Here is a 24,887-nt window from a genome sequence, read left to right as displayed (position 1 = left end):
GAGTGATCGAGTGACTTTACGCTATAGTGTGCTTGCGAGCGGTTCGACCGGAAACGCCCTCTACATTGAGACGGAACGGGCGAAATTGCTCGTCGACGCCGGATTGACCGGGAAGGCGATGCAACAACGCATCACCGAAATCGGCCGATCGTTTGACGGTATCGATGCACTGCTCGTCACGCATGAGCACTCCGACCATATTAAAGGTGTCGGGATTCTCGCTCGAAAGTACAATTTACCGATTTACGCGAACGCGAAGACGTGGGACGCGATGGAATCCTTGATTGGGAAGGTCGACCCGGCCTTGAAGTTTCACTTTGAGGTAGGCGAGATTAAACAGTTCGGGGATATCGAGATCGAGTCGTTCAACGTCAGCCATGACGCGGCCGACCCGATGTTCTACCAGTTCGCCCATGACGGCAGACGCCTCGCCCATATCACCGACACGGGTTATGTGTCCGATCGGATGAAAGGTGTTATCCGCGGGGCCGATGACTTTATTTTCGAATCGAACCACGACGTCTCGATGCTCCAGATGGGACGTTACCCGTGGAGCGTCAAGCGCCGGATACTCGGGGACTACGGTCACGTCTCGAACGAAGACGCGGCCATCGCGATGAGCGAGGTCATTGGGGATCAGACGAAACGGATTTATTTGGCTCACCTCAGTAAAGATAACAACATGAAAGAGCTCGCTCAAATGAGCGTCTCGCAAACACTCGGGACACGTGATGTCGACCTCGGTCGCATCAAATTGTGCGATACCGACCCATCGACCCCCACTTCGCTCGTTTCTTTATAAGCGAACTTGGGAAAAGACAGATAACACACTGTCTTGAAGGGGGGACGCGTCGTGAATGAAGAGAGACACCATGAGTATGAACCTCAAGACGTCGAACCTTTAGAGCACGAAGCAGATACAATGAACGATGTAAAACCGACGTACCCATCTCGTAGCGAGTGGCGCCCGAAGCAAGAAGAACATGTGCGCCATAAGCCACGAGTGAATTTAAAACCGTTGTTACTCGGAGGGGTTGGCGGATTCTTAGGAGCGGCTTTGTTCTTTTTGGCGATGATGCTCTGGGATTCCCCAACCTCTCGTTTTGTGACGAATGAACTGATTCGGACGGAACAAGCCGTCACTGTAACGGAATCTGACATCACGAGCGCTGTGACGGGCGCGAAGACGTCCGTCGTCAGCATTACGAACATCCAGCGGGCGTTCACCTCGGACTCGCAGTGGGAGGCCGGAGCGGGCTCTGGTGTCATCTATAAGGTCGACGGCGACACGGCGTATATCGTCACAAACTTCCATGTCATCGAAGAAGCGGATGAGATCAACGTCGCGTTTTCTGATGGACAAGTCGCTTCGGCGACGATTCTCGGAGAAGACCCGCTCAACGATTTGGCTGTCGCATCGGTCAAACTGCCGGCCAATATCGACGTCGCCCCGATTGCCCTCGGGGACTCGACCGTGCTCCAGGCAGGCGAGACCGTCATGGCGATTGGGAATCCGCTCGGCGTCTTTTCAAACTCGGTCACCCGTGGTATCGTCAGTGGTGTCGAACGCACCGTGCCGGTCGATACGAACAGTGACGGCCTCATGGATTATAACGCCGAGGTCATCCAGACCGATGCAGCCATCAACCCGGGTAACTCCGGCGGGGCACTCATCAACATCCGCGGCGAGCTCGTCGGCATCAACTCGATGAAAATCGCCGAGGCGAGCGTCGAAGGGGTCGGCTTCTCGATTCCCGTCAACGTCGCGTTGCCGGTCATCGATATGCTCGAGCGTGATGGGGAAGTGACGCGGGCCCAGCTCGGTGTCACGATTCAAGAAGTCATCGCCGTACCGGGTAACGTCAGGGAAGAGCATGGGATTAGTTTTGATAACGAAGACGGGGTGTTCGTCGAGGCAATCACGCCCGGCAGTCCAGCCGAAGAGGCGGGCCTCCGCGTCGGTGACGTCATCGTCAAAATCGGCGACCGCGACATCAAACGTTACGTCGATTTGCGAGACGCCCTGTACCGAGACGCCACGGTTGGGGATAAGGTCACGATTGAATATACGCGACGCGGCAAGGCAGGCAAGACCGAGGCCACATTAACTGAAGCAACCTAAAGGAGCGGCGACGCTTCTTTTTTAAGGAGGAAACATTGTGGAAAAAAAAGTATGCAAGGAACATGTTGAAATCGCTTTAGATATTATTGTCGATGAGACGGGGGAATACCCGTTGCTCGAAGAACTATCCATAAGTGGACAAGTGACATGTGAGTTCTGCGATGCCGACGCAACATATGTTGTGTCAAGCAAAAAATGATTATCAACATGTGGATTTGTGGATAACTCTGTGGATAACCCTATGGATAACTCCAAAAAAACTGTGGAAAAAGGAAGAATTGGATGAATATTTCAATTATCACGGTCGGCAAACTAAAAGAGAAGTATTTGAAACTAGGGATTGCCGAGTACACAAAACGCTTGTCGGCCTACGCGAAAGTGCAGGAAATCGAGGTCGCAGACGAGAAAGCGCCCGAGCATTTGAGTGAGGCGGACATGATTCTAGTAAAACAAAAAGAAGGCGAGCGGATTTTGGCGAAAATCAGTCCGGACACGCATGTGATTGCCTTGGCCATCGATGCCAAACAACGAACGAGCGAAGAGTTCGCCCGCGAGCTCGACAACTTGGCGACGTACGGGAAGAGCAAAATCGCCTTCGTCATCGGCGGCTCGCTCGGTTTGTCGGACGATGTCATGAAACGCTCAGATGATACGATTTCCTTCTCGAAGATGACGTTCCCGCATCAATTGATGAAGCTCGTCTTGTGCGAGCAGATTTATCGGGCGTATCGGATCAACAGGAATGAGCCTTACCATAAATAAATGAAGTCTAATAAAAGGTTGATGAGCTAATGCTTATCAACCTTTTATTTTGTTCTTAAGACACTTTTAAATAGAGATTAAGATTCTAATACAGACTTATTTCTTGTATCCAATTTAAAAAGGATTGTAGATAATTAGTTTCGAATTTACAATATAGATAAAAATCATCAATAAATGGTATTTTTTATAATAAATCATTTTTAAACGTAGAGGAGCCTTCCATAATGGAATCAAAACGAGAGCGAACGACACGACGAACATCATTTTTTCAAAGATATTTAATCCCAATCACAATCGTTTCGTCTGTAGTTGTATCTGGTACAGTCGGGTACTTTGTCAGCCACTTCAACACGAAAGAATCGTTTGCTCAAGCGGAGATGCAATCTCGTGTCGACGATATGCAAGAAGAGTCTGTCACTATCATTGAAAAAGAGATACCACAAATTATCGAAGATTTAGATGAATACGATCAGGATTTAGCCCAGCTCGTTCAACAAGTCGATTTATTAAATCAAAATATGGTCCCTGTTCGTAAAGGACTGGACTATATCAATGGGGCGACACTTGTTATTTCGGGAGTCAACATTGTAGTCAGTAACCCGATGTTAGGTAAAATGAGTTCCTCTTTAAGTTCTGCCAACAGCACGTTGAATGAAGTAGACGCCTTTCTATTCCGGTTAGAGCACTTGTCGAGTGTCAAACAAGAGATGGGTGAGACGCGCAAACAGATCAGTGAATTGTATGAGAAATATCAAACTAAGAATGATCCGGCATTACTATTAGAAATGGAGCACGAATTGGATACGGAACTTGTATATCAAATTGAGGATGTTCGAACGGCAACGATTGAAGCTAGGGAAGTACTAGAATCATCTGCTGGTGTAGTAATGGCGACGAACAATACCATCTCTATTTACCAAAAGGTCAAAAATGCGAGCGGGAAAGCCTTCGAGACACTTCAATTCTGGAAAGAAGAAAAAAACGAAAATAAAATTGATCAAGATGAATTTGATCGAATTGAAAAAGAACTTGCGGATTCGAAGGAGCGTCTGAAAGATCTGCCTGAGGAAATGGCCGAGCGATCAAAAGAAACGATTTCATCCATCAATGAAGTGAAAACGGAGCTTCAAGTAGTAAGGTTGGCTGAAGTGATTCAAGCAGATTAAAAATGATTGAAGTTGCTAACAGGGGATAAAATTGAACGTGACTGCAGGCGTAATTACACTCCATTCTAATCTAGAGATTCTTATAAAAAAGGACCGGCCATCGAATTTCGATAGCCGGTTTTTCTCAATGAGTAGCCCCATTCTTTGATGTCGTATTGCCGTCAAAAAACCGATGTGATAAAATCACATGGCAAATGATTATCATTATCAATAAGAAATGGGAGAATTTAATCCAATGAACAATATCGAATTATATAAAACAGCCTTTATCAACGGACTCGATGTCGAGCCAGACGCGTCATTCGAGGAAATGAAGCTCGGTGTCACGAAAGAGTGGGATTCGATTGGCCACATGACATTGATTGCGGAGCTCGAGGACGCTTTTGACGTCGATCTCGATTCCGATGTGATCACCGATTTCAACACGTATCAGTCTGGCATCGACTTATTGAAACGCTTGGGTGTGGACTTCGGTTAATGAAACGCTTCGATACGATTGGTCAGTATGGAGAACGCACCGCCATTTATGCGGATCGTGCGTATTCCTACGAAGAGATGATCGAGACGGCCGATTCAATTGCGGCTGAGGTCGGCGATCGAACGCTCGTCTTTTGTTTGTGTGCCAACAATAAAGAGTCAATCTTCGGCTACGTCGGGTTCCTGCGCGGGCGCATCGTGCCGCTCCTGTTGGATGCAGCGATTCATTCGGAACAGCTGCAGAACTTAATTGACCGCTACCGACCGACGCACATTTGGGCGAATCGGGAGCATAATCAATTAACGCAGGAGATGTACACGACTTACGAGTATGGAGACTATGCGCTATTTGAATGTCCTCATGTGATTGAGCATGAACTTCATGACGAGCTCGCGCTCCTGTTGACGACGTCCGGCAGTACGGGCAGTCCGAAGCTGGTACGGCTCAGCTACGACAACCTGTTCCACAACGCAGCATCGATCGTGTCGTACTTAACTATCACTGAAGACGACCGTCCAATCACGACGTTGCCGATGAACTACTCGTATGGTCTGTCGATTATCAACAGCCACCTCGTGTCCGGGGCGACCATCGTGGTGACGGAAGCGTCCGTCATGCAGAGAGAATTTTGGCAGTTATGCCGCAATCAGCATGTGACGACGTTCGGCGGTGTGCCGTTCGTCTACGAGATGCTACACCGGCTCAAGTTCGAGACAATGGAGCTGCCGAGTTTGACGAAACTGACGCAAGCCGGAGGAAGATTGAGTCCGGATTTAGCGAGTGCGTTTACCGACATCTGCGAACGAAAAGGCATTCAGTTTTTCATGATGTATGGTCAAACGGAAGCGACGGCACGCATGTCGTATTTGCCTCCTGACCAGAATCGGGAGAAGGCGGGTAGCATCGGTATCACCATCCCAGGCGGTGAATTGACACTTCGAAATGAAGCAGGTGAACGTATTTCTTCCCCGAACATCGTCGGAGAGTTGATGTATCAGGGAGTAAACGTGTCGCTCGGGTATGCCGAGGCGTTATCCGATCTCGCGAGCGGAGATGAGAACGAGGGCGTCCTGCAGACGGGTGATTTGGCGTATATGGATGAAGACGGCTATTTCTTTATCGTCGGCCGCATCAAGCGGATGATTAAGATGCATGGGAACCGGATTAGCCTCGATGAAGTGGAGGACCTGTTACGAGCACACGGACATGAGTGTGTCTGTACAGGGACGGATGATGAGCTGTACGTGTACACGTTGCACGATGACCGTCCCGCCATCAAACAAGTCATCAAGGACATGATGCATACAAGAGGGGTCACGATTCTACAAATCGATGCCATTCCCCGGAACGAATCCGGAAAGATTCTGTATGCCGCATTACCGAAACGAGAGCTCGTCACCACCTGAACAAGCAAGTGAGTGAAGCCTTTGTTGAAAGCTGTATAAGTTTAGAATAATCAGGTGAAGATATGACGTTTATTTCAATCGAGTTTTTACTGTTTCTCGCCATTTTAGTGGCGGTATATTATGTGGTGCCGCATCGCTTCCGATGGGTACTGTTACTGGCGGCCAGCTACTTGTTTTATGCGACACTCAGCGTCCAGTTCATCCCGTTGTTGCTCGTGAGCACAGCCTTTACGTTCGTCATGGGACTCCTGATTGAACGACAAGACGAGAAGCGACAGAAGAAACGCCTCATGATGATCGGCGTCTCTACCCTGGTATTGTTCCTCGGCTGGTTCAAATACTTTAACTTCGTGAACGACTCGTTGCGCACGATGGCGACATCGATGGGGTGGAACTATGACATCCCGTATCGAGATGTCGTCTTGCCGCTGGCGATTTCGTTTTATACGTTCCAGGCCATCAGCTATCTCGTTGATTTGTATCGCGGGAAGCTGAAGGCCGAGCGGCATTATGGCTATTTCTCGATTTACTTCGCCTTCTTCCCGCAGCTCGTGGCGGGGCCGATCGAGCGGGCCAAGAAATTGCTCCCTCAATTCAAAGCGGAGCAACGGTTCGACTATGAACATGTCAGCTATGGAATGAAGCGGATTGCCTGGGGCTTCTTCAAGAAGACGCTCATCGCCGACCGGTTGGCGCCGATGGTCGCGAGCGTGTTCAGTCAGCCAGACCCGACCGGCTCCGAAATCGTGCTCGGGACGATGCTGTTCTCGCTTCAATTATATGCCGACTTTTCAGCCTGCAGTGATATCGCCATCGGGACAGCGAGACTATTTGGCATCAAGTTGACGGAGAATTTCCGACAGCCTCATTTCGCGGTATCAATCGCCGACTTTTGGAACCGATGGCACATCTCGCTCTCCATGTGGCTCCGAGATTATATCTTTATCCCGCTATGCAAAGGGAAAAAGAAACGACATCAAATCTATGTCGCCATCATCATCACATTTTTGGTGAGTGGCATCTGGCACGGGGCCGCCTGGAGTTTCGTCTTATGGGGTCTGATTCATGGCCTGTACCGCGTGTTCGGGGACGCGACGAAACATCAGCGGGAACAGATGGCGTCCTTCTTTCGATTGGACCGGACGCCCGAGCTTCATAAATGGCTGAAGATTGCGGTCACGTTCCAGTTGGTCTGTTTCTCGCGCGTCTTTTTCGTATCTGACTCGGTCGCCCAAGCGTTTCACCATGCCCGGTTGTATGTGACACCTTCGTCATGGGCACCGGTCGACATGCTGCAGGCACTTGAATTATTCTCGTTACTCGATTTACTCGTGTTCCTCTTCTTCTTTACGACCGTTCAGGTGTTTCAGTATATCGAACGGACGAAAGGTTCGGCTTGGGACTGGCTGTCCGAACGTTCAGCCTTCACGAACATGGCGATTCAACTGTTCGTGATTGTGTCGGTCTTGGTGTTCGGCGTGTCGAGTGAAGGGTTCATTTATGGTGGGTTCTAAGTGAAAGGAATGGCTATGAGAAGTGTATGGATGAAAATTTCAGTGGTGTTGATCATCGTTGCGCTCTTGTTGATTCCGCTCAACGACTTTGTCAAACAGTCGTGGGCGTACAATAACAACCGCGGCGTGTTGGCGTTCCAAGACAACCCGTCCCCGTTGGATATCATCAACCTAGGTACGTCTCACGCGATGTTCGGCTATGCGTTCAAACCGCTCGGTCTGTCGCATCTCGATTTAGCGTTGCCGAGCCAAACGATTGAATACGACTTGAAGATGTTGAAACAGTACGACGAACATCTGCGTCCGGGTGGGGTCGTCATCGTCTCGCTCTCGCAAATCACGTTCAGCAATGCGGAGATTGCCCGGAAAGAAAACTATTATCAGGTGTTGGAACGGGAAGATATCGAACCGGTCAGTACGTTTGATTATTATACGTACACGTCAATTCCTGCATTGAACAGTGGGAGCGTGTATACGGCGCTGTCACGAGAGATTCGCGATTTCAGATGGGAGTCTCATAAGCCGTGGGTGAACAATGGCCAGAATTATTCGGAACGAAAATACGAGATGGTCGAAGCGCAGTATAAACAGGCTGTGGAGAATCGTGACATCGAGCAGAATATGGAAAGATTGAAAGAAATCATCGCGTATTGTCAGGCGAAAGACTATCGTGTCGTGTTGGCGATGGAGCCGGTCCACGCATCCTACAACGCCTATTTTGATCAAGCGGTCATGGACCGACTCGTTTATCAACATCTGGCCTCGCTCGAGTTGGACGTCCCGTTCTTAAACTATATGGATGACGAACGGTTCATCCATCAGCGTGAGTACTTTCATAATCCAGACCATTTGAATGGGAAGGGGAGAACGCTCCTATCTTCTCTCGTCTATGAGGATTTGAAACGGCTCGGCTATCTATAAGAAAAGGAAATCTACAGCAGCGTAGATTTCCTTTTTCAGTGTGCCCGGCATGGGCGTAATCTATAGGGTGCAAGTCCCGAACTGTGAAGGCAGAAGTAATAGTTAGCCAAGCGCAAGGGTGTCCACGGCGACGTGGAATCTGAAGGAAGCGGGCGGCAAACCTCCGGTCTGAGGTACACGAACTTCATACGAGGCTATGTGCGACTGGGTGAGCCTGCTGAACAAGGCAAAGCCCTTTCTGCCGAAGGTCGCATGCAGTAAATGGAGCAGATAGATGGAGGGAAAGATTGCGTCCTTACCCGGGGAGCTCTGATTGGAACGCCAAGTACCCTTGGTAACCCGCACAGTGATGGGCGGCTGAACAATCAGAAGTCAGCAGAGGCCATAGTACCACCTTGTCTCGAGACGAGTGGGAAGGGCCGAACAATTAAGAGAGAACAACATCTTGGCAGGCAGTCGCTGTGATGAACACAGACAACCCGTCAGGGCTTGCTTGAATGGAGGACGTGGTGAATTCCACTGGGGACATCAAGAGGGTGGAGCAGGGACTGGATAAAGAAGAAGCGTTGTTCACGGAAAGAGGCATAACGAATGTTAATGGAACAGATTCTGTCACGGGAAAATTTAATACGTGCCCTGAACCGAGTGGTTCGGAACAAAGGAAGCCACGGTGTCGACGGAATGCCCGTACAAAACCTGCGAGCGCATGTCATCGAACACTGGGACACCATGAAGGTGGAGCTTCTGTCGGGAACCTACCAGCCGCAACCGGTCCGCAGGGTCGAAATCCCGAAACCTGACGGCGGTGTGCGACTGCTCGGCATCCCTACCGTGATGGATCGCTTCATTCAACAGGCGATCGCCCAGGTGTTGTCGTCTATCTACGACCCCACGTTCTCTGACCACAGCTATGGATTCCGACCGAATCGGAGTGCCCACGGGGCGGTCAAGAAAGCAAAAGGGTACATCGCAGAGGGAAATCGCTGGGTGGTCGATATCGACCCGGAGAAATTCTTCGACCGGGTGAACCATGACAAGCTCATGGGGCTTCTGGCGAAGCGAATCGAGGACAAGTGTCTGCTCAAGCTCATCCACAAGTATCTGAAAACCGGAATCATGATAAACGGAGTCGTGACGGACAACGAGGAAGGCACTCCGCAAGGAGGCCCACTCAGCCCACTGCTCTCGAACATCGTCCTAGACGAACTGGACAAGGAACTCGAGAAGCGTGGACATCAGTTCGTCCGCTACGCCGATGACTGCAACATCTATGTGAAAACACCAAAAGCGGGAAATCGGGTCATGAGGTCGGTGACCTCCTATATCGAAGGGAAGCTGAAGCTGAAAGTGAACGGCAACAAGTCCGCCGTAGACCGCCCATGGAGACGAAAGTTCCTTGGGTTCAGCTTCACGAAGCACAGAGAACCGAAAATACGGATTGCCAAAGCCAGTGTGAACCGGATGAAAGATAAAATCCGCGACATCACATCGCGAAAGAGACCATACTCGATGGAGGTCCGTATCCAAAAGCTGAACCAATACCTGATGGGATGGTGCGGATACTTTGCGTTGGCAGACACACCGAGTGTGTTCAAGACCCTCGAGTCGTGGATTCGAAGAAGGCTACGCATGTGCGTGTGGAAGAGTTGGAAGAAGCCGAGCACAAAAGTGAGAAAGCTCACCGGACTGGGCATCCCGAAAGGGAAGGCCCATGAATGGGGCAACTCACGGAAGGGTTACTGGCGGATTTCAAAAAGTCCGATACTGCACAAAGCCCTCGGGAACTCCTACTGGAGTTCCCGAGGGCTCAAAAGTCTGGTATCACGTTATGAAACTTTGCGTCATACATCTTAATTGAACCGCCGTATACCGAACGGTACGTACGGTGGTGTGAGAGGTCGGGAGTTAATCACTCCCTCCTACTCGATTATTGCTCCTATTACGAAACAATCTCGTTCATCAACGCATGCGTGTTACCCTCGGAGTCTTTGAAAAAAGCCATCCATGTCTCGAGGTTCTCCATTTTCGCGACGAGGTGCGGCTGGTCGATAAACTGAACATCTTTCGCCAAAAGCTGTTCATACGCCTCAGTGATGTTGTTCACTTGGAGATATAGCACGGAGCTCGCTTTTGCAAAATCTTCATTCTCGGGACGCGACAACATGAGCCGAACGCCGTTGCATTCTAGAAAGGCGAGGCTGCCTGTTTGGAATAAGAGCGGAAGTTGAAGCGTGTCCCGGTAGAAACGTACCGCGCGATCCAAGTCGTGCACCGGTACGTAGATTTGTCTGATTTGCTGAATAAGATTCAAACGATATCCCTCCTAAAGTGGCATCTGTAACCGTGTAACGCATGTATTCTTGGTTAACGCGTTTGGCGAATCCGTTGAGCGGTGAACATCCCAAGCGCCAGAAGGACGGCAAGACCAATCCATGTGAAGACGTAGATCAATGGCGACCCAGTCGTCCCGAGGGTCACCTCGTTTTGAAGCATGGTGACGTTATCCGTCTCGGCGATGATGTCGGGTTCATAATTGAGCGTGCGGATGAAGCCGATTCCGAACGTGGCGACAACATAAATCACATGGAGTGCTGCGGATAGAAGAAGAGCGAGTCTGATTGTTTTCAAAATGGTGCTCCTTTTTGGATATAATCATGTATAACGATAGTATAACTAGAATTACCTAAACCTGACAGACAAGGAGTGAGACTGATCGAAACCGTTTATTTAGCAGGTGGCTGCCTCTGGGGCGTCCAAGCGTTCATCAAGACGTTACCCGGTGTCATCGAAACAGAGGCCGGACGGGCGAACGGGGCGACGGATACGCTTGACGGAGCATATGACGGCTACGCCGAATGCGTCAAAACGACGTTCGATCCGAGCGTCGTCACGATGAAGGAGTTGATGAATTACTTATTTGAAATCATCGACCCGTATAGCGTCAATCGCCAAGGCGAAGATGTCGGCGAAAAGTATCGGACCGGCGTCTATAGTGCAGACCCACGCCATTTGGAAGTCGCACGCACATTGATCGACAACCGAAGCGATGCGGACCGAATCGCGGTCGAGGTATTGCCGCTCACGAACTACGTCCGAAGCGCGGACGAGCATCAAGACCGGCTTGAGCGATGTCCGGACGATTACTGCCATATCCCGAAGACGTTATTAGAGAAGTACAAACAATGAGCCGACACGATGCCGTGTCGGCTCATTTGTTATGCCCGCTCGAGGACGTTCACGAGCAAGCGATGCACGACCTCGTGGTCGCGCACGTCATGCAGTTTGTAGTCTTTCCCGGGCAATGTGTACCACTCGGCCGCACCGACGTACGTGATGGCGAGCTCGAGCGTGCCGTCTTCCTGGCATGTCGTCCGTAATTCAAGATCTCCACTGATGACGCCGACTTCCTCGGTCATGACGCCGTGAGTAGCTTTAAATACTGAAGATTGCTGGTTCATCGTAGACTCCTTTCTGAATCAATAGACGCAAGCATTGATGGCCGTTTGAAGGGCCGTCTTTTCTGTAGATTGGAGGCTGAGACCCCAGCGGCTCTTCGTCTCGACCCACATCTTCGCATAAGCGCAACGTGCACCGGTGCGTGTCGGTTGCCATGTTGACGGGTCTTGGTCCCCTTTTGAACGGTTCGAGCTGGCCGAGACGGCAATCAGCTGTGGTCCGGTCAAATCATTGGCGAAGCTTTGACGTTTCGTCGTCGTCCAGCTGTTGGCACCTGAACGCCACGCTTCGGCCAACGGTACGACGTGGTCGATATCCAAATCAGATGGTGACGTGAACGTGATGCCGTCATAGTAACTGTACCATGACCCTGATGTGACCGGACAGTCACCGACGTACGAATCGGCGTCGCGTTTCAAGACGACTTGACGCGTGTCGCAGCCGTTCCCTTGTCCGCTCCAATGCGGGAACAGGTCACGGCTATAGCCGGTCATCGTTCCTTCAGTTTTAACGGTCAACGCGTTCAACTTCGTGAGCGCACTCGATTTCGATGGAATATTGGGCGGGAGTGCCGAGGCGGTCGGCGTCGTGAAGTGGAGCGACGTGGCGACCAAGATGATGGCGAATAACGAACTGATGCATTTTTTAAGCATGTGTGTGCCTCCTATTATGTATGACGACTGAACGACGCGCATCGTAAACGCACGATGCACATCGACTATACATGGCAAGGAAGTGAGAAATACGCAAATTTACAAAAAATGAATCCAAAGATTATAAAAGTTGAGGTCAGGGACATGATACATGACATCAGACGTCCCGGCTTTAGCACTACCGGCATACGCGCAGGCACCAACTATTGGTATAATGAAGTCGGTTTGTAGTAAAGGACGAAGGAGTTGGGATGAATGAATCAAAAAGACATCGCGGCGATTCGCAAGCATTTCAAGTTGAATGCGGAAGCGGTCAAAATCGCTGACATTTATAATATTTATATTCGCCAAGACAGCAACGAGATTTTTTACGAGGAGTTACGCTCGTTCCCGTTTGTCGAGCAGGAGCACCAAGAGCTGTTTCTCGCCAACTTCAAGAAAGTGCTCGGCGGCAAAATCGACGAGAAGCTATTCGAAGTGAAGTTTCAACATCCGGAGCCGGGCCAGACCGACCATACGCAGACGTTGTTGTATGAGGCGCTTCGGACCGACGAGATCGAAGAGTGGGCCGGTATGATGCAGCGGATCGCGCTCAAGATGGTCCAGGAGGCACCGTTTGAGAAAGATATGGTCGTCACGTTCATTCGCTTCAAATACAATAAGCCGACACGCCGTCACTCGGAGGAGACGGAAATCGATATGCGTGACGAGGTATGGACGTCACGATTCATCCTATGTAGCATCAACCAGACCGAGCTCCCGAAACAGTCGCTCGTGTTCGATTATATAGAGCGGGAGTTCAAGTCGAATATCTTCATCAATCCGGTCATCAAACTCGATGCCCCAATCGGTGGTTTTATGTTCCCGTGCTTCACGGACAACGCGGCCGACGTCAACCATATCTTATATGCAGCTCAGAAAGCGCATCAACCAGACTTCGGCTTCATCGAGAACGTCTTGAACGGGACCGAGATTGTGACGGCGGTCGAAGAGAAGGCGATGTTCGAGGAAGTCGTCAAAACCGTCATCGGCGAAGAAGTGAACGTCGGGACACTCGCTACGGTTTACGATGAAATCAACCAGATGATTCTCGCCGAAGCGGAGCGCGAGGACGAGGAAGAGAGCGTGCCGATGATTGATGCCCGTACCGTCGAAATCGTTTTGAAAGCGAGCGGGGTCGAGGACGTGACGACGGAGAAAGTCGAGGCGGCGTTCCAACAAGTCGTCGACGACCGCCAATATGAGATGAAGGCGAGTAGCGTCGTCCCGAAATACACATCGAAATCGATTAAAATCAATACGAAAGTCGCCAATATCTCAATCAGCCCGCAAGACTTGAAGTACGTGAGACAAGTGAACGTGAAAGGGAAACGTTGCCTGTTGATTGAACTAGAAGAAGACACGGAAATCGAAGGATTCAAGTTGATCTCGGAAGAACTGCTCGACTGACGCTAAGCGGACGGAGGCGAGCGGGTTCACCCGTTAAAAATCGTTGAGCGGATGACCGCCCTTGCTGTCCTCCTGTCGAGACATCGTTCGATTCGAGAGGACAAGATTGATTTTCTTCATTTGGAAGACTGAGGTTCAGACAATCGTCTGAGCCTTTTTTTGTCAATCACGTGAGGATGGTTGAATTTCGGAACGGTTATCGGTATGATGCTCTTGAAAGCGTTCTCTCGATGAGTCTTATTTTTTTAAAGTTTATCGAAAGCGCTTTCGTTAATGTTGATTAAACACAAAAAAGGCCCGGAGAGATCTTCCTCTCCGAAACCTGGATTGTTTATTTATGGGCTTTACTAACTTTTAGTTTTTTACCTTTAATCGGTGTCGATTCCATCGCCTGAAGGACGAGTGAGCCTTTGCCGTTCAAAATGTCGACGTACGTCATCTGATCATTAATTGTGATGATGCCGATGTCGTCTGCTGTCACACCAGGAATTTTGGCGATTGTACCGACGAAGTCGACGGCGCGGAGTTTTTTCTTCTTCCCGCCGCTGAAGTGTAGCTTCATGATGTCTTGGTTGATCCGGGCCGTCTTGTTGTTGCGAACGACACGTCGTCCGCTCAACTTCTCTTCGAACGCAGCTTTGTTGCGCGCGACTTGTGTTTCGGTCGGGGCATCCATCTCCGGGATATCGAATTTGATGAACGCTTCGATGGCGCGAACGAACTTGCCCTCGTGAGGCGTCGCGAGCGTGATTGCTTTCCCGGCGTTACCGGCACGGCCTGTGCGCCCGGTCCGGTGCACGTAGCTCTCTTTTTCCATCGGCACGTCATAGTTGATGACGAGGTTGACGTTATCGACGTCAATCCCACGTGCTGCGACATCAGTCGCGACGAGATAACGGAAGTTACCCATCTTGAACCCTTCCATGACGGCGAAGCGGTCTTCTTGCTCGAGGCCACCGTGGAGGCGTTCGCACGAGTAACCGGCTTGATTGAGTTCGCTGTACACCGTGTCGACATGTTCTTTCGTCCGACAGAAGATGAGGCAGCTGTCTGGATTCTCGACGACCGTCACATCTTTCAGCACAGCGAGCTTGTCTTCTCGGCGTACTTCAATCAAGCCGTGTTCGATCGTCGAAGCGGTGACACCGCTCGATTCGATGGCGACACGGATTGGTTCGTTCATGTGCTTCTGGCACAGGCGCTCGATATCGTTCGGGAACGTCGCCGAGAATACCATCGTCACGCGATCGCGCGGCAATTCTTGAAGAATCGCCTCGACGTCAGCGAGGAAGCCGCGGTTCAACATCTCGTCGGCCTCATCGATAATCAAGTAATCAATTTTATCTAAAACGAGCGTCTCCCGTTCGATGTGGTCCATGACGCGTCCCGGTGTCCCGACGACGACGTGCGTCTTCTGCTTCAATTCTTCACGTTGCTTCGAGAATGGTTCTTTCCCGTAAACGGCAGTCGCCTTGATGCGTTTAAAACGACCGATGTTTGTCATATCCTCACGGACTTGGACGGCGAGTTCGCGCGTCGGTGTGAGAATCAGCACTTGCGGCTTGTTCTCTTCCCATTCGATGAGTTCTGTGACCGGGATGCCGAACGCTGCGGTCTTCCCGCTTCCGGTTTGGGCTTTGACGACCAAGTCTTGGCGCTCGAGGGCGAGCGGGATGACTTTCTGTTGGACTTCGGTCGGTGATTCGTATTTCATGATGCCGAGCGCGCGTTGGATGTCTTCGCTCAGGCGATAGTCTGAAAAGCGTGGTTGATTCATAGGTTTACCTCTTTTTCGTGTAAGAAACTTCTATTCGAGAAATTTTCATTAGCAATTTGGATTACGCTTCATTATACACGAAACGAAGCGGCTCGTCGTTCATGCACGAAAACGGTCAAGACGAAAGCCGCTCAAATCGAACGGTGTCTGTCCGTCTAGCGTGAGTTGGCTCAACACTTCGCCTATGACACTGCCGAACTTGAAACCGTGACCGGAGAAGCCACAGGCGATGAGAACATTGGGATGCTCGGGATGAAAATCGACGATGAAATCATGATCATCCGACATCGTGTACAGGCACGTTTTGCCTTGATTCAAGTGGCCGTTCGCTTCTGGCATATACGTCGCGAGGAAGTGACGCAAATCGCCCTCGTCGGCTTCATAGCGACCGAAGTCTTGTGTATGTAGGTTCGGGTCGATGGCCTGACCGCCGTCAGTCCGTCCGACTTTGAGTCCAGCCCCGTCAAGACTTGGAAATCCATAGAACATCCGGTCACTGTCCTCGACGAAGAACGACGGGAACGTCGCATCCGAATAAAGTGTCTCGTCCGCGTCGAACCAGCCGACGACTTTCCGGGTCGGTTGAAGCGGGAGCGATAGGTCGGGGAGCAGTTGTTTCGCCCAGGCTCCGACTGTGACAATCACTTTCTTAGCGTAAAACGTCGCCTCGGACGTGACGATGGTGACCCCGTCCGAATTGAAGGAAAGCGACTTGACGGGCGTGTTCATCACGAGCTCGGCGCCATTTGCGGAGGCCCGCTCGCGATACGCTCGAATCGCATTCTCGCTGTAGAGCAGTCCCGACTCGGTCTCATAACAACCGATATAGTCGTCTGGAATCGAGAGTCCGGCCCAACGTGTCTCGATGTCTCGTTTAGACAAAAGCTGGAGCGGCAAGTTATACTTTTCGGCCGAGGCAATCGTCTCATCGAGAAACGGCGAATCGCGTGGCCCGATACCGAGGACACCCGTTTTCTTGAAAATCGGATACTGCGACGTACGGTCGAGATCTTCCCATAATTTTTGGGCCCGTTTGACGAGTGAGACATACGCACGACCTTCCCCGTAGGCATGGCGGATCATCCGGGTGTCCCCGTGATGGCTGCCTTTGTTATGAGGCGGGTCGAACGCATCGATGACAAGCGTATGGGCACCGCGTTCCGTTAAAAACGAGGCAGCTGACATGCCCATCGTGCCGGCGCCGATGACAGCGACGTCATATCGTACTGGTTGTGACATATGGACATCGATCCTTTCTATTGGAGTATTAGTAGAATGGTATGGAAAAGCTGGATAATTGTCAATTTTTTCTTGTTGAGTAGGGCGAAACAGTAAGGAATCAGGGAATTGAATCTACGTGTCAATTTTGCCTATGAAAAGGGGACTACATATCATGTTGAATCCACGTGAGACGTATCGTGTATTGGTAGCAAAGCTTGAGACAGCTCGACAAGCCCACACAATAGACGGTGTCGAGACCATCATCAAACCTATCCCAGACACTGATGTGACCGGAGACCTCGATCCACGGGTGTTAGCCGTCATCAAAGGCTATGCCGCATCCGAGCCGGAAACGTCATTCGACTTGGCGTCTGCCCGTGCCAGCATGGGTTGGCCCAACCGTGACGTGACGACGATGGACATCACGACAGACCACGTTATGATTCCGAGCGCTGACGGTGACATCCCGGCGCGCCTGTATCGACCGCGCACGGAAGAGACGTTACCGGCCATTCTGTTCTTTCACGGCGGTGGCTTCTTCGGAGGGACGCTCGATACGGTCGAGAACCCGTGTAAGTTACTGGCGGAGAAAGCGAACGCCCTCGTCGTCTCGGTCGATTACCGGCTCGCGCCGGAGCATCCGTTTCCAGCCGGACTGAACGACTGTTACCGAGCGCTCGAATGGGTGCACGAGCGTGCCGATGAGCTCGGGGTGTCACGGGACGACATCGCGGTCGCCGGCGACAGTGCCGGCGGCAACTTGGCGACCACTTGTTGCTTACTCGACCGATCGAATGAGACGAACATGATTCGTTTCCAGGCGCTCATTTATCCGGTCGTCAATTTAGGGTCGATTCCGACAGACGATTACGAATGGGCGCTCGACCGCTATGAAATCAAGCATCATCACGACTTAATCCGTGGCGTCGTCATGGCGCTCGGAGATTCAGAAGACTTGTTGAACCAAATCTATTTACAAGGCAAGGCCGAGCTGACCGACCCGCTCGTGTCGCCGTTGTTCGCGGATGATGTGAACGGCTTACCGCCCGCTTTGATCATCACGGCCGAATACGATTACCTTCGTCTCGAAGGCGAGGCGTACGCGCGTAAACTCGCACGCGACGGCGTACCGACGCGACTGATTCAATACCGCGGGATGGACCACGCTTTTATGGATAAGCTCGGTGACTTTCCGCAAGCCGAAGACTGCATGATTGAAATCGCAAATGGAATGAAGGAGATGACACGATGAAGACTTACACATTGAACTGGGATACATATAAACAACTGGCGCGGACAGCCGTCGCAGAAGGGGCCGTCCTCTTGAAGAACGAGCACGCGACGCTTCCGATTCAAGCAGGGACGACCGTTTCTGTGTTCGGACGCAGTCAATTCAACTACTACAAGAGCGGCACGGGGTCAGGAGGGATGGTCAACGTCTCGCATGTGACGAGTCCGCTCGAGGCGCTCCAGGCGACCGAAGGGATTCAATTGAACGCATCGCTTCTTAAGACGTATGAGACGTGGGTCGAGGCGAATCCGTTCGACCAAGGTGTCGGTTGGGCCGGCGAACCGTGGTCGCAGCCGGAGATGGAAGTGACGGACGAGCTCGTCGCGGAAGCGGCCGAGGCTTCTGATTTGGCGCTCATCTTCATCGGACGCACGGCCGGTGAGGACCGGGATAACACGGCCGACCCGGGTAGCTATTTGTTGACGGACATCGAGCAGTCGCTGATTGAGAAGGTATCAAAAACATTCACGAAGACGGCTGTCGTCTTGAACGTCGGCAATATCATCGACATGGATTGGGCGCACCAACCGAGCGCGATTCTTTATACGTGGCAAGGCGGAATGGAAGGTGGCACTGGACTCGTCGACGTCTTGACGGGTGTCGTCACACCATCTGGTAAGCTGACCGATACGATTGCCAAATCGATTGAGGACTACCCATCGACGAAAAATTTCGGTCATGCGGACAAGGGCATCTATCAAGAAGACATCTACGTTGGCTACCGCTATTTCGAGACGTTCGCTAAGGATTCAGTGCTCTATCCGTTCGGGTTCGGCTTGTCGTATACGACGTTCACGACCGACGTCGCGACGGCGAGTGAACAGGACGGCGTGATCACGGTGACCGTTGATGTGACGAACACAGGCGCTGTTGAAGGAAAAGAAGTTGTCCAGCTGTACGTCGAAAAGCCACAAGGCGCGCTAGGGAATCCAGCGCGTTCGCTCGTCGCTTTCGATAAGACGGACATACTCGCACCGGGGGAACGGACGACGCTCACACTCAGCGTCCCGGTCACGGACTTCGCGAGCTATGACGACAACGGCGCGACTGGGCACGCGTCAAGCTTCGTTCTCGAGGCCGGCACATACGAGCTTCACCTCGGGACCGACGTGCGCTCGGCACGACCGGTGTTCACGTATGAAGTGGCATCTCTTCAAGTCGTCGAAAGGCTCAGCGAGAACATGGCTCCCGTCACTCCGTTCGATCGCATCAAACCGGTCGTCGGCGAGAACGGTTATTTGGTCGAGTACGTGCCGACGCCGCTCCGTGCGGTCGATGTCGAGGCACGTTACCTCGCCGAACGTCCGCTCTCGCGCGACTACGTCGGTGACAACGGCTTCACACTGAAGGACGTTTACGCCGGCAAGGCCGAGCTTGAGACGTTCCTCGATCAATTGACGGATGAGGATCTCGCCTGCATCGTCCGGGGACAAGGGATGAACTCACCGCGCGTGACACCGGGGACGGCCGCCGCGTTCGGTGGCGTATCGGACCGCTTGACCGACCTCGGCATCCCGGCCGTATGCTGTGCGGACGGCCCGTCCGGTATCCGGATGGACATCGGGACGAAGGCGTTCGCCCTTCCGAACGGGACGCTGCTCGCGTCGACGTTCAACGTCGAATTGGTGGAAGACCTGTTCGAGATGACCGGACTCGAGATGCGGAAAAATCGCGTCGATACGCTCCTCGGACCTGGGATGAACATCCACCGCAATCCGCTCAACGGTCGGAACTTCGAGTACTTCTCAGAAGACCCGCACGTGACCGGCAAGATGGCAATCTCTCAATTGAACGGGATGCATCGCGTCGGCGTGACAGGGACGCTCAAGCACTTCAGCGCCAACAACCAAGAGGCGCATCGTCACGATATCGACTCGATCGTCTCGGAGCGGGCGCTGCGTGAGATTTACTTGAAAGGGTTCGAGATGGCCGTCAAAGAAGGCAAGGCGACATCAATCATGACGACGTACGGCGCTGTCAACGGTGTGTGGACGGCCGGACTCTATGACCAGAACACACGTATCCTCCGGGATGAGTGGGGCTTTGAAGGCATCGTCATGACCGATTGGTGGGCGAAAGTGAATCATCATGAAGACGAGCCGGCGAACCGTCAGAACACGGCGGCGATGGTCCAGTCACAGAACGATTTGTACATGGTCGTCGATCGTCCGGACACGAACTCGTTCGACGATAACACGGGCACGGCACTCGAAGCGGGCACATTGACGCGTGGAGAACTGTTACGGAGTGCGGCCAACATCTGCCGCTTCGTCTTGAACGCCCCGGCGATGGAACGTCTCGTCGGTGTCCACGACGGTTCGGTCGAGGTGATCGGGCTCGACGAGGAAGCCGGACAGGCCATCGACTTTGATGTGACGTATCGCCACCTTGAGAGCGGTGAGGCCGTCAGCTTGAGTGATGCGGACACATCGACAGGGAACACGCACGTCTTTGCTGTTTCGGTCGATGAGACAGGCACGTACGACGTGACAATCACGGCGAAATCGGACGCGGGCGAACTCGCCCAGATGCCGGTCACGCTGTTCGCCAACAACATCCCGGGCCCGACGTTCACGTTCAACGGAACGGACGGCGAATGGGTGACGCAGACGAAGCAAGTATTCTTCCTGAATCAACATAACTACTTGCAACTCTATTTCGCACTCGGCGGTCTCGACGTGAAAGACATCACGTTCACGCTCGCGGACTCGTTCAGCATGAAAAACGGATGATCAACAAGAGCTCTTCATTGTATATGTTCGCCTGCCTTTTAAACATCACGAGATGTTTTGTATAATGGGGTCAACATCTTGTGATTTGAAAGGGGGGCGCATATACGTGGAAAATCGTTTGAGATTTTCTAAGTCTTCAATCACTCATGCAAAGCCAGTTGTCACAAAGGCGATCATTTGCATGGGGCAGAACGGTTAATTTGATCGCAATCTAGTACGTTACAACAATGGCTTTGCTTCCTTATTGTCGGATTTTTTATAAGGAGCGAGCAGAGATGAAGTACGTAAATGCGCAACGTGTCCTTCCAGAGGAGTTGCTTCAAGAAGTTCAACGATACGTCCAAGGGGAGACGCTTTATGTGCCCCGGACCGGTCAAGAAAAGAAGCGCTGGGGAACAGTCAGTGGTGGCAAACAGTTGCTTGAACAGCGGAATGAAGCGATTCGAACATCCTTTGAGAAGGGGACTCGGGTCGAGCAGTTGGCCGCTGACTATCATTTGGCGGTCACGACCATTCGGAAAATCGTTTACTCTTCAAATTAATCAACGGCACGTCGCATAGTTGCGATTGTGCCGTTTTTGTATAAAACAGTTCTAACTTGAAGTCGGTGCAATCTTGTTTTGTAAAATCCTTTACACTAAAAGAAGTCAGGATTGAGAAAGGATGACTGAATATGCAAGAGCGTTTTATTGAGAACCACCAATTTAATTACATTCGAGAACAAGTCGAGACGATTCGAGATAGTCGAAAGAAAAGTTTACCGTCTTCCGTGTTACAAGCCGTCATCGATTTGGCTAATGCTAAAATCGCATATCTGTTTCCAGATGCGACGCCATCTCAGCTTGCGATGATGGACGTATCCAATTTAAAAACAGATGAATCGTATGACGTTTTCATAGAAGGGTTAAGACCTCATGTCCGGTCATTCCCTCAAGTTACGGAACTGCAAGTGAAAAAAATGTTTCCCAAACAGAAAAAGCTAAGGCTTCCGGACGCAACGAGTTTTAATGTGAATCGGATGTCCTACATGAGCTGGAACGACTTACGTTCCAATCGGAAATATATCGTTTGCGAGAAGGATCATCAGCTCATGGGAATCGAGCTCAAGGCAAGCTCGAACGCGAAGAAAAATATTTGCGCCTTCTGTAACCAGTTTGCAGAAGTCTCGTACTGTGTCACCATCACAAAAGCGAAACAAGCGAAAAATCCTGACTATTATAAAGCGATTGGGACGTATATTTGTACAGACAGTGCCTCATGCAACGAGAACATGACCAATTTGGACGCCTTGATGACGTTCGTCGAAACGGCGTTGAAAGAGTGAACAGAGAATCGACCATGCGTCGATTCTTTTTTGTCGTCTTTACAAAACCTATACAGGATTGACTCGGTGTTGAAAAAGCTTCTTAACAAAAATCCTTTAGTCTACAAAAGTCAGCACAAGCAGTAAATATTCGGGAGGGACTAAGGAAATGAAGAAATCGATGAAAAAAGTGATTCCGTTGGCCGTCGTGTCGACGCTCGCAATCGGCGGACTTGTCGGGATGCAACAAAACGAGACAGAGGTACAGGCGAAGGAAGGCAAGAACGGCAAAGCGAAAAACGTCATCTTCATGATTGGGGACGGGATGGGCGTTCCATACACGACGGCGCTACGCTACATGAACGACACAGAAGGAGTGGACATGCCACAGACGGCGTTCGATCCACACTTGGTCGGCTTGCAGTCGACGTATCCAGAGGATGAGGCCGAGAACGTGACGGACTCAGCGGCAGCGGCCACAGCGATGAGCGCCGGTGTCAAGACGTACAACAATGCCATCGCGGTCGACAACGACAAGTCGGACGTGAAAACGGTCCTCGAGCAGGCGAAAGAGAACGGCATGTCGACCGGGATCGTCGCAACGTCGGAAATCACACACGCGACACCGGCCTCGTACGGTGCCCACGAAGAAGAACGCAAGAGTGAGAACGCGATCGCCAACGATTATTATGATGAGTTGATTAATGGGGAACATAAAATCGACGTCATGCTAGGCGGCGGGACCGACTTCTTCGAACGCTCGGACCGCAATATCGCGAAACAGTTCCAACAAGACGGATATAGCTATGTGACATCGGCAGAAGAGATGAAGCAGGACGACAATGAACAAGTGCTCGGTCTGTTCGCCGAGGTCGGACTTGACAAGATGATTGACCGGGACGACAGTCAGCCGAGCCTGGCGGACATGACGACGTCGGCGCTCGACCGCTTACAGGATGACGAGGATGGTTTCTTCTTGATGGTCGAAGGCAGCCAAATCGACTGGGCCGGTCATGACAACGATGTCGTCGGCGCGATGAGTGAGATGAAAGACTTCGAAAATGCGTTCAAGGAAGTCGAGAAGTTCGCGAAAGAGAACGGAGAGACGTTGGTCATCGTCACAGCCGACCACTCGACAGGTGGCTTCTCGATCGGTTCGGACGGCAACTATAACTGGGATGCGGCTCCAATCCAAGCGGCGAAACGTACGCCGGACTTCATGGCGAAACAGATCGAGGCAGGAAAAGACGTCGAAGCCGTCTTGAACGAATGGATCGACCTCGACTTGACGGATGCGGAAATCAAATCGGTCCAACAGGCTGCCGAAACGAAAGACGTGACGAAGATTGACAATGCGATTGAAAAAATCTTTGATGCACGCTCAGGGACGGGTTGGACGACGGACGGTCACACCGGGGACGACGTGCCGGTCTATGCATACGGTCCTCAAAAAGAGCAGTTCACGGGCATGATCGACAACACGGATCAAGCCGCGCGCATTTTTGAGTTGTTGGAGAATCGTGGGAAAATAAAATAAGGAAAACGGACAGAGGGACCATGCGGATAGTTGCCGCGTGGTCCCTTTGATTGGATTCAGGAGGCATCGAGCGCTTTGACCGCGTGTCGTAACGCCTCGATGTCTTCGTTTCGCCAGCCGTGTCGGTCCGCGGCATTGATGAACTGACGTGTCGCTTTGATGAGGGCATGTTTCAATTCCTGAAGTGATACAGTCCCCATAGGCGTATGGAGATGGCCATCTTCTATGAACGTGAGCTCAACTTCTGTGGCGGTCACTTTTTCAGCGGTTATCCGGATCGGGCCGTCCATGAATTGAAACGAGTATGTCTCCCGCCACGGGGCGAATACGAGGGCACGGCAATTGTCGACCCACCAGTTCAAGACGATGGCGACGAAATCCGACCAATCCTGTCCCGGGAAATAATCATGAAAGTCGACGACGAAGGCGATGTTGCCGATGATATGTGTGTCATAGGCTAAAGAATCGAGATCCACCTCGATTGAAAGTTGATGGTTCATAAAGCCTCCTCTCGATGTTCAAAACAGGAAAATACAATGAAGTGAATCATAGTTGGGTAAATACTCGTATATATGGTATCACGACCAAATCGGAGGGATGACGATGAACACGCTCTATATGAAACAGAAGGTTTTCAGCCTGCGCGGCCGCTTCACCATCAAAGATGCGGATGAGAACGATTTGTACTTCGTTGAAGGGAGCTTTATGAAGCTACCGAAATCGTTCACGATTTCGGACAAAGACGGCCATGAGATTACGACAATCACGAAAAAGACGTTCAGTTTCTTGCCGAAGTTCTATGTCGATGTGGAAGGCCAAGAGACGGTCACGATTTCGAAAGAGTTTACGTTATTCAAACCGCGTTATACGATTGATGCGGCCGGAATCGATGTGCAAGGCAACTGGTGGGACATGGACTTCCAAGTGATGCAGAACGGCCAAGTCATCGGCAGCGTCCAAAAGAAATGGTTGTCATGGGGCGACAGTTACGAGATTCAAGTGATGGACGAGACGATGGAGCACATGCTCATCTCGATCGTCGTCGCCATCGATTGTGCGAAGGCAGACCAAGCCGCAGGTGCGAGCGCGGCGACATAAA

At 51.4% G+C, this 24,887-nt stretch carries 25 protein-coding genes; 18 read left to right on the top strand and 7 right to left on the bottom strand.

The window, feature by feature from the left end; genetic code table 11:
- The first annotated feature begins 10 nt into the window (after positions 1 to 10).
- From ACZ2GZ_RS15385 to ltrA, 10 genes are all read left to right on the top strand, one after another.
- The gene (locus ACZ2GZ_RS15385; RefSeq protein ID WP_021067871.1) at positions 11 to 802 is read left to right on the top strand and encodes an MBL fold metallo-hydrolase; all 792 of its coding nucleotides are present in this window, start codon (positions 11 to 13) and stop codon (positions 800 to 802) included.
- Between the two features lie 51 nt (positions 803 to 853).
- On the top strand, positions 854 to 2,122 hold the full coding sequence (locus tag ACZ2GZ_RS15380) for a S1C family serine protease (protein ID WP_214716351.1): 1,269 nt from the start codon (positions 854 to 856) through the stop codon (positions 2,120 to 2,122).
- Positions 2,123 to 2,159: 37 nt separating this feature from the next.
- On the top strand, positions 2,160 to 2,321 hold the full coding sequence (locus ACZ2GZ_RS15375) for a CxxH/CxxC protein (protein ID WP_470295391.1): 162 nt from the start codon (positions 2,160 to 2,162) through the stop codon (positions 2,319 to 2,321).
- A gap of 83 nt (positions 2,322 to 2,404) precedes the next feature.
- Positions 2,405 to 2,884: a 23S rRNA (pseudouridine(1915)-N(3))-methyltransferase RlmH gene (gene rlmH / locus ACZ2GZ_RS15370; RefSeq protein ID WP_058765186.1), complete on the top strand. Its 480-nt coding sequence runs from the start codon at positions 2,405 to 2,407 to the stop codon at positions 2,882 to 2,884.
- Positions 2,885 to 3,108: 224 nt separating this feature from the next.
- Positions 3,109 to 4,050, top strand: coding sequence for a hypothetical protein (locus tag ACZ2GZ_RS15365; protein ID WP_214715388.1), 942 nt, complete (start codon positions 3,109 to 3,111; stop codon positions 4,048 to 4,050).
- A 235-nt stretch (positions 4,051 to 4,285) separates the two neighbouring features.
- Positions 4,286 to 4,528, top strand: a complete 243-nt coding sequence (locus ACZ2GZ_RS15360; protein WP_021067876.1) for an acyl carrier protein — start codon at positions 4,286 to 4,288, stop codon at positions 4,526 to 4,528.
- Positions 4,528 to 5,934 carry an AMP-binding protein gene (locus ACZ2GZ_RS15355; RefSeq protein WP_470295390.1) on the top strand — a complete coding sequence of 469 codons (1,407 nt, stop codon included), beginning with the start codon at positions 4,528 to 4,530 and terminating at the stop codon, positions 5,932 to 5,934. Before ACZ2GZ_RS15360 ends, ACZ2GZ_RS15355 begins: the two co-directional genes overlap by 1 nt.
- A 62-nt stretch (positions 5,935 to 5,996) precedes the next feature.
- Positions 5,997 to 7,448 (top strand): MBOAT family O-acyltransferase, encoded by a 1,452-nt coding sequence (locus tag ACZ2GZ_RS15350; RefSeq protein WP_470295389.1) that lies wholly within the window; start codon positions 5,997 to 5,999, stop codon positions 7,446 to 7,448.
- A 30-nt stretch (positions 7,449 to 7,478) separates the two neighbouring features.
- Positions 7,479 to 8,369, top strand: a complete 891-nt coding sequence (locus tag ACZ2GZ_RS15345; RefSeq protein ID WP_251131508.1) for a hypothetical protein — start codon at positions 7,479 to 7,481, stop codon at positions 8,367 to 8,369.
- 591 nt (positions 8,370 to 8,960) lie between these two features.
- Positions 8,961 to 10,223: a group II intron reverse transcriptase/maturase gene (gene ltrA / locus ACZ2GZ_RS15340; protein WP_470295388.1), complete on the top strand. Its 1,263-nt coding sequence runs from the start codon at positions 8,961 to 8,963 to the stop codon at positions 10,221 to 10,223.
- An 85-nt stretch (positions 10,224 to 10,308) separates the two neighbouring features.
- On the opposite strand, the gene ACZ2GZ_RS15335 is transcribed toward ltrA, so the two are convergent.
- Both ACZ2GZ_RS15335 and ACZ2GZ_RS15330 read right to left on the bottom strand, forming a co-directional pair.
- Positions 10,309 to 10,680: a VOC family protein gene (locus ACZ2GZ_RS15335; RefSeq protein WP_214801887.1), complete on the bottom strand. Its 372-nt coding sequence runs from the start codon at positions 10,678 to 10,680 to the stop codon at positions 10,309 to 10,311.
- Between the two features lie 53 nt (positions 10,681 to 10,733).
- Entirely contained in the window at positions 10,734 to 10,997 is a 264-nt protein-coding gene (locus ACZ2GZ_RS15330; RefSeq protein ID WP_470295387.1) for a hypothetical protein, read from the bottom strand.
- 84 nt (positions 10,998 to 11,081) lie between these two features.
- Between ACZ2GZ_RS15330 and ACZ2GZ_RS15325 the strand changes: the two genes are divergently transcribed.
- Positions 11,082 to 11,555, top strand: a complete 474-nt coding sequence (locus ACZ2GZ_RS15325) for a peptide-methionine (S)-S-oxide reductase (RefSeq protein WP_131472104.1) — start codon at positions 11,082 to 11,084, stop codon at positions 11,553 to 11,555.
- Positions 11,556 to 11,584: 29 nt separating this feature from the next.
- Here ACZ2GZ_RS15325 and ACZ2GZ_RS15320 read toward each other — a convergent pair whose 3' ends face one another.
- Together ACZ2GZ_RS15320 and ACZ2GZ_RS15315 are read right to left on the bottom strand one after the other, a co-directional pair.
- Complete coding sequence (locus ACZ2GZ_RS15320; RefSeq protein WP_021067883.1) at positions 11,585 to 11,827, bottom strand: hypothetical protein; 243 nt, start codon at positions 11,825 to 11,827, stop codon at positions 11,585 to 11,587.
- An 18-nt stretch (positions 11,828 to 11,845) separates the two neighbouring features.
- Positions 11,846 to 12,478, bottom strand: coding sequence for an HNH endonuclease family protein (locus ACZ2GZ_RS15315; RefSeq protein WP_021067884.1), 633 nt, complete (start codon positions 12,476 to 12,478; stop codon positions 11,846 to 11,848).
- 255 nt (positions 12,479 to 12,733) lie between these two features.
- On the opposite strand from ACZ2GZ_RS15315, the gene ACZ2GZ_RS15310 reads away from it, so the two are divergent.
- The gene (locus tag ACZ2GZ_RS15310) at positions 12,734 to 13,927 is read left to right on the top strand and encodes a DUF4317 domain-containing protein (RefSeq protein WP_470295386.1); all 1,194 of its coding nucleotides are present in this window, start codon (positions 12,734 to 12,736) and stop codon (positions 13,925 to 13,927) included.
- A gap of 331 nt (positions 13,928 to 14,258) precedes the next feature.
- On the opposite strand, the gene ACZ2GZ_RS15305 is transcribed toward ACZ2GZ_RS15310, so the two are convergent.
- Together ACZ2GZ_RS15305 and solA are read right to left on the bottom strand one after the other, a co-directional pair.
- On the bottom strand, positions 14,259 to 15,704 hold the full coding sequence (locus ACZ2GZ_RS15305; RefSeq protein WP_470295385.1) for a DEAD/DEAH box helicase: 1,446 nt from the start codon (positions 15,702 to 15,704) through the stop codon (positions 14,259 to 14,261).
- Positions 15,705 to 15,803: 99 nt separating this feature from the next.
- Complete coding sequence (gene solA, locus ACZ2GZ_RS15300; protein WP_470295384.1) at positions 15,804 to 16,943, bottom strand: N-methyl-L-tryptophan oxidase; 1,140 nt, start codon at positions 16,941 to 16,943, stop codon at positions 15,804 to 15,806.
- 154 nt (positions 16,944 to 17,097) lie between these two features.
- On the opposite strand from solA, the gene ACZ2GZ_RS15295 reads away from it, so the two are divergent.
- The 5 genes from ACZ2GZ_RS15295 (at position 17,098) to ACZ2GZ_RS15275 (ending at position 23,788) form a co-directional block, all read left to right on the top strand.
- Positions 17,098 to 18,177 carry an alpha/beta hydrolase gene (locus tag ACZ2GZ_RS15295; protein ID WP_470295383.1) on the top strand — a complete coding sequence of 360 codons (1,080 nt, stop codon included), beginning with the start codon at positions 17,098 to 17,100 and terminating at the stop codon, positions 18,175 to 18,177.
- Positions 18,174 to 20,948 carry a glycoside hydrolase family 3 C-terminal domain-containing protein gene (locus tag ACZ2GZ_RS15290; protein WP_470295382.1) on the top strand — a complete coding sequence of 925 codons (2,775 nt, stop codon included), beginning with the start codon at positions 18,174 to 18,176 and terminating at the stop codon, positions 20,946 to 20,948. The genes ACZ2GZ_RS15295 and ACZ2GZ_RS15290 overlap by 4 nt, the downstream gene beginning before the upstream one ends.
- A gap of 275 nt (positions 20,949 to 21,223) precedes the next feature.
- Complete coding sequence (locus ACZ2GZ_RS15285) at positions 21,224 to 21,490, top strand: CD3324 family protein (RefSeq protein WP_470295381.1); 267 nt, start codon at positions 21,224 to 21,226, stop codon at positions 21,488 to 21,490.
- Positions 21,491 to 21,621: 131 nt separating this feature from the next.
- Positions 21,622 to 22,272: a FusB/FusC family EF-G-binding protein gene (locus ACZ2GZ_RS15280; protein ID WP_470295380.1), complete on the top strand. Its 651-nt coding sequence runs from the start codon at positions 21,622 to 21,624 to the stop codon at positions 22,270 to 22,272.
- Positions 22,273 to 22,420: 148 nt separating this feature from the next.
- Positions 22,421 to 23,788: an alkaline phosphatase gene (locus ACZ2GZ_RS15275; RefSeq protein ID WP_214715349.1), complete on the top strand. Its 1,368-nt coding sequence runs from the start codon at positions 22,421 to 22,423 to the stop codon at positions 23,786 to 23,788.
- Positions 23,789 to 23,844: 56 nt separating this feature from the next.
- Here the strand turns inward: ACZ2GZ_RS15275 and ACZ2GZ_RS15270 are convergent, their stop codons facing one another.
- Positions 23,845 to 24,288: a hypothetical protein gene (locus tag ACZ2GZ_RS15270; RefSeq protein WP_214715347.1), complete on the bottom strand. Its 444-nt coding sequence runs from the start codon at positions 24,286 to 24,288 to the stop codon at positions 23,845 to 23,847.
- Between the two features lie 103 nt (positions 24,289 to 24,391).
- Here ACZ2GZ_RS15270 and ACZ2GZ_RS15265 point away from each other — a divergent pair, with 103 nt between their 5' ends.
- Complete coding sequence (locus ACZ2GZ_RS15265; protein ID WP_029596417.1) at positions 24,392 to 24,886, top strand: LURP-one-related/scramblase family protein; 495 nt, start codon at positions 24,392 to 24,394, stop codon at positions 24,884 to 24,886.
- Position 24,887: the final 1 nt, after the last annotated feature.

This window comes from Exiguobacterium sp. KKT215 (genome assembly GCF_055635335.1).
The sequence above is the reverse complement of the archived record's forward strand: the minus strand, read 5'-3'. Positions and strand labels throughout refer to the sequence as shown.

Coding starts and splice junctions, on each gene's coding strand:
- rlmH (WP_058765186.1), top strand. CDS start 2,405: ATGAATATTTCAATTATCACGGTCGGCAAACTAAAAGAGAAGTATTTG.
- ACZ2GZ_RS15365 (WP_214715388.1), top strand. CDS start 3,109: ATGGAATCAAAACGAGAGCGAACGACACGACGAACATCATTTTTTCAA.
- ACZ2GZ_RS15360 (WP_021067876.1), top strand. CDS start 4,286: ATGAACAATATCGAATTATATAAAACAGCCTTTATCAACGGACTCGAT.
- ACZ2GZ_RS15355 (WP_470295390.1), top strand. CDS start 4,528: ATGAAACGCTTCGATACGATTGGTCAGTATGGAGAACGCACCGCCATT.
- ACZ2GZ_RS15350 (WP_470295389.1), top strand. CDS start 5,997: ATGACGTTTATTTCAATCGAGTTTTTACTGTTTCTCGCCATTTTAGTG.
- ACZ2GZ_RS15345 (WP_251131508.1), top strand. CDS start 7,479: ATGAAAATTTCAGTGGTGTTGATCATCGTTGCGCTCTTGTTGATTCCG.
- ltrA (WP_470295388.1), top strand. CDS start 8,961: ATGTTAATGGAACAGATTCTGTCACGGGAAAATTTAATACGTGCCCTG.
- ACZ2GZ_RS15320 (WP_021067883.1), bottom strand. CDS start 11,827: ATGAACCAGCAATCTTCAGTATTTAAAGCTACTCACGGCGTCATGACC.
- ACZ2GZ_RS15315 (WP_021067884.1), bottom strand. CDS start 12,478: ATGCTTAAAAAATGCATCAGTTCGTTATTCGCCATCATCTTGGTCGCC.
- ACZ2GZ_RS15310 (WP_470295386.1), top strand. CDS start 12,734: ATGAATCAAAAAGACATCGCGGCGATTCGCAAGCATTTCAAGTTGAAT.
- ACZ2GZ_RS15305 (WP_470295385.1), bottom strand. CDS start 15,704: ATGAATCAACCACGCTTTTCAGACTATCGCCTGAGCGAAGACATCCAA.
- solA (WP_470295384.1), bottom strand. CDS start 16,943: ATGTCACAACCAGTACGATATGACGTCGCTGTCATCGGCGCCGGCACG.
- ACZ2GZ_RS15295 (WP_470295383.1), top strand. CDS start 17,098: ATGTTGAATCCACGTGAGACGTATCGTGTATTGGTAGCAAAGCTTGAG.
- ACZ2GZ_RS15290 (WP_470295382.1), top strand. CDS start 18,174: ATGAAGACTTACACATTGAACTGGGATACATATAAACAACTGGCGCGG.
- ACZ2GZ_RS15285 (WP_470295381.1), top strand. CDS start 21,224: ATGAAGTACGTAAATGCGCAACGTGTCCTTCCAGAGGAGTTGCTTCAA.
- ACZ2GZ_RS15280 (WP_470295380.1), top strand. CDS start 21,622: ATGCAAGAGCGTTTTATTGAGAACCACCAATTTAATTACATTCGAGAA.
- ACZ2GZ_RS15275 (WP_214715349.1), top strand. CDS start 22,421: ATGAAGAAATCGATGAAAAAAGTGATTCCGTTGGCCGTCGTGTCGACG.
- ACZ2GZ_RS15270 (WP_214715347.1), bottom strand. CDS start 24,288: ATGAACCATCAACTTTCAATCGAGGTGGATCTCGATTCTTTAGCCTAT.
- ACZ2GZ_RS15265 (WP_029596417.1), top strand. CDS start 24,392: ATGAACACGCTCTATATGAAACAGAAGGTTTTCAGCCTGCGCGGCCGC.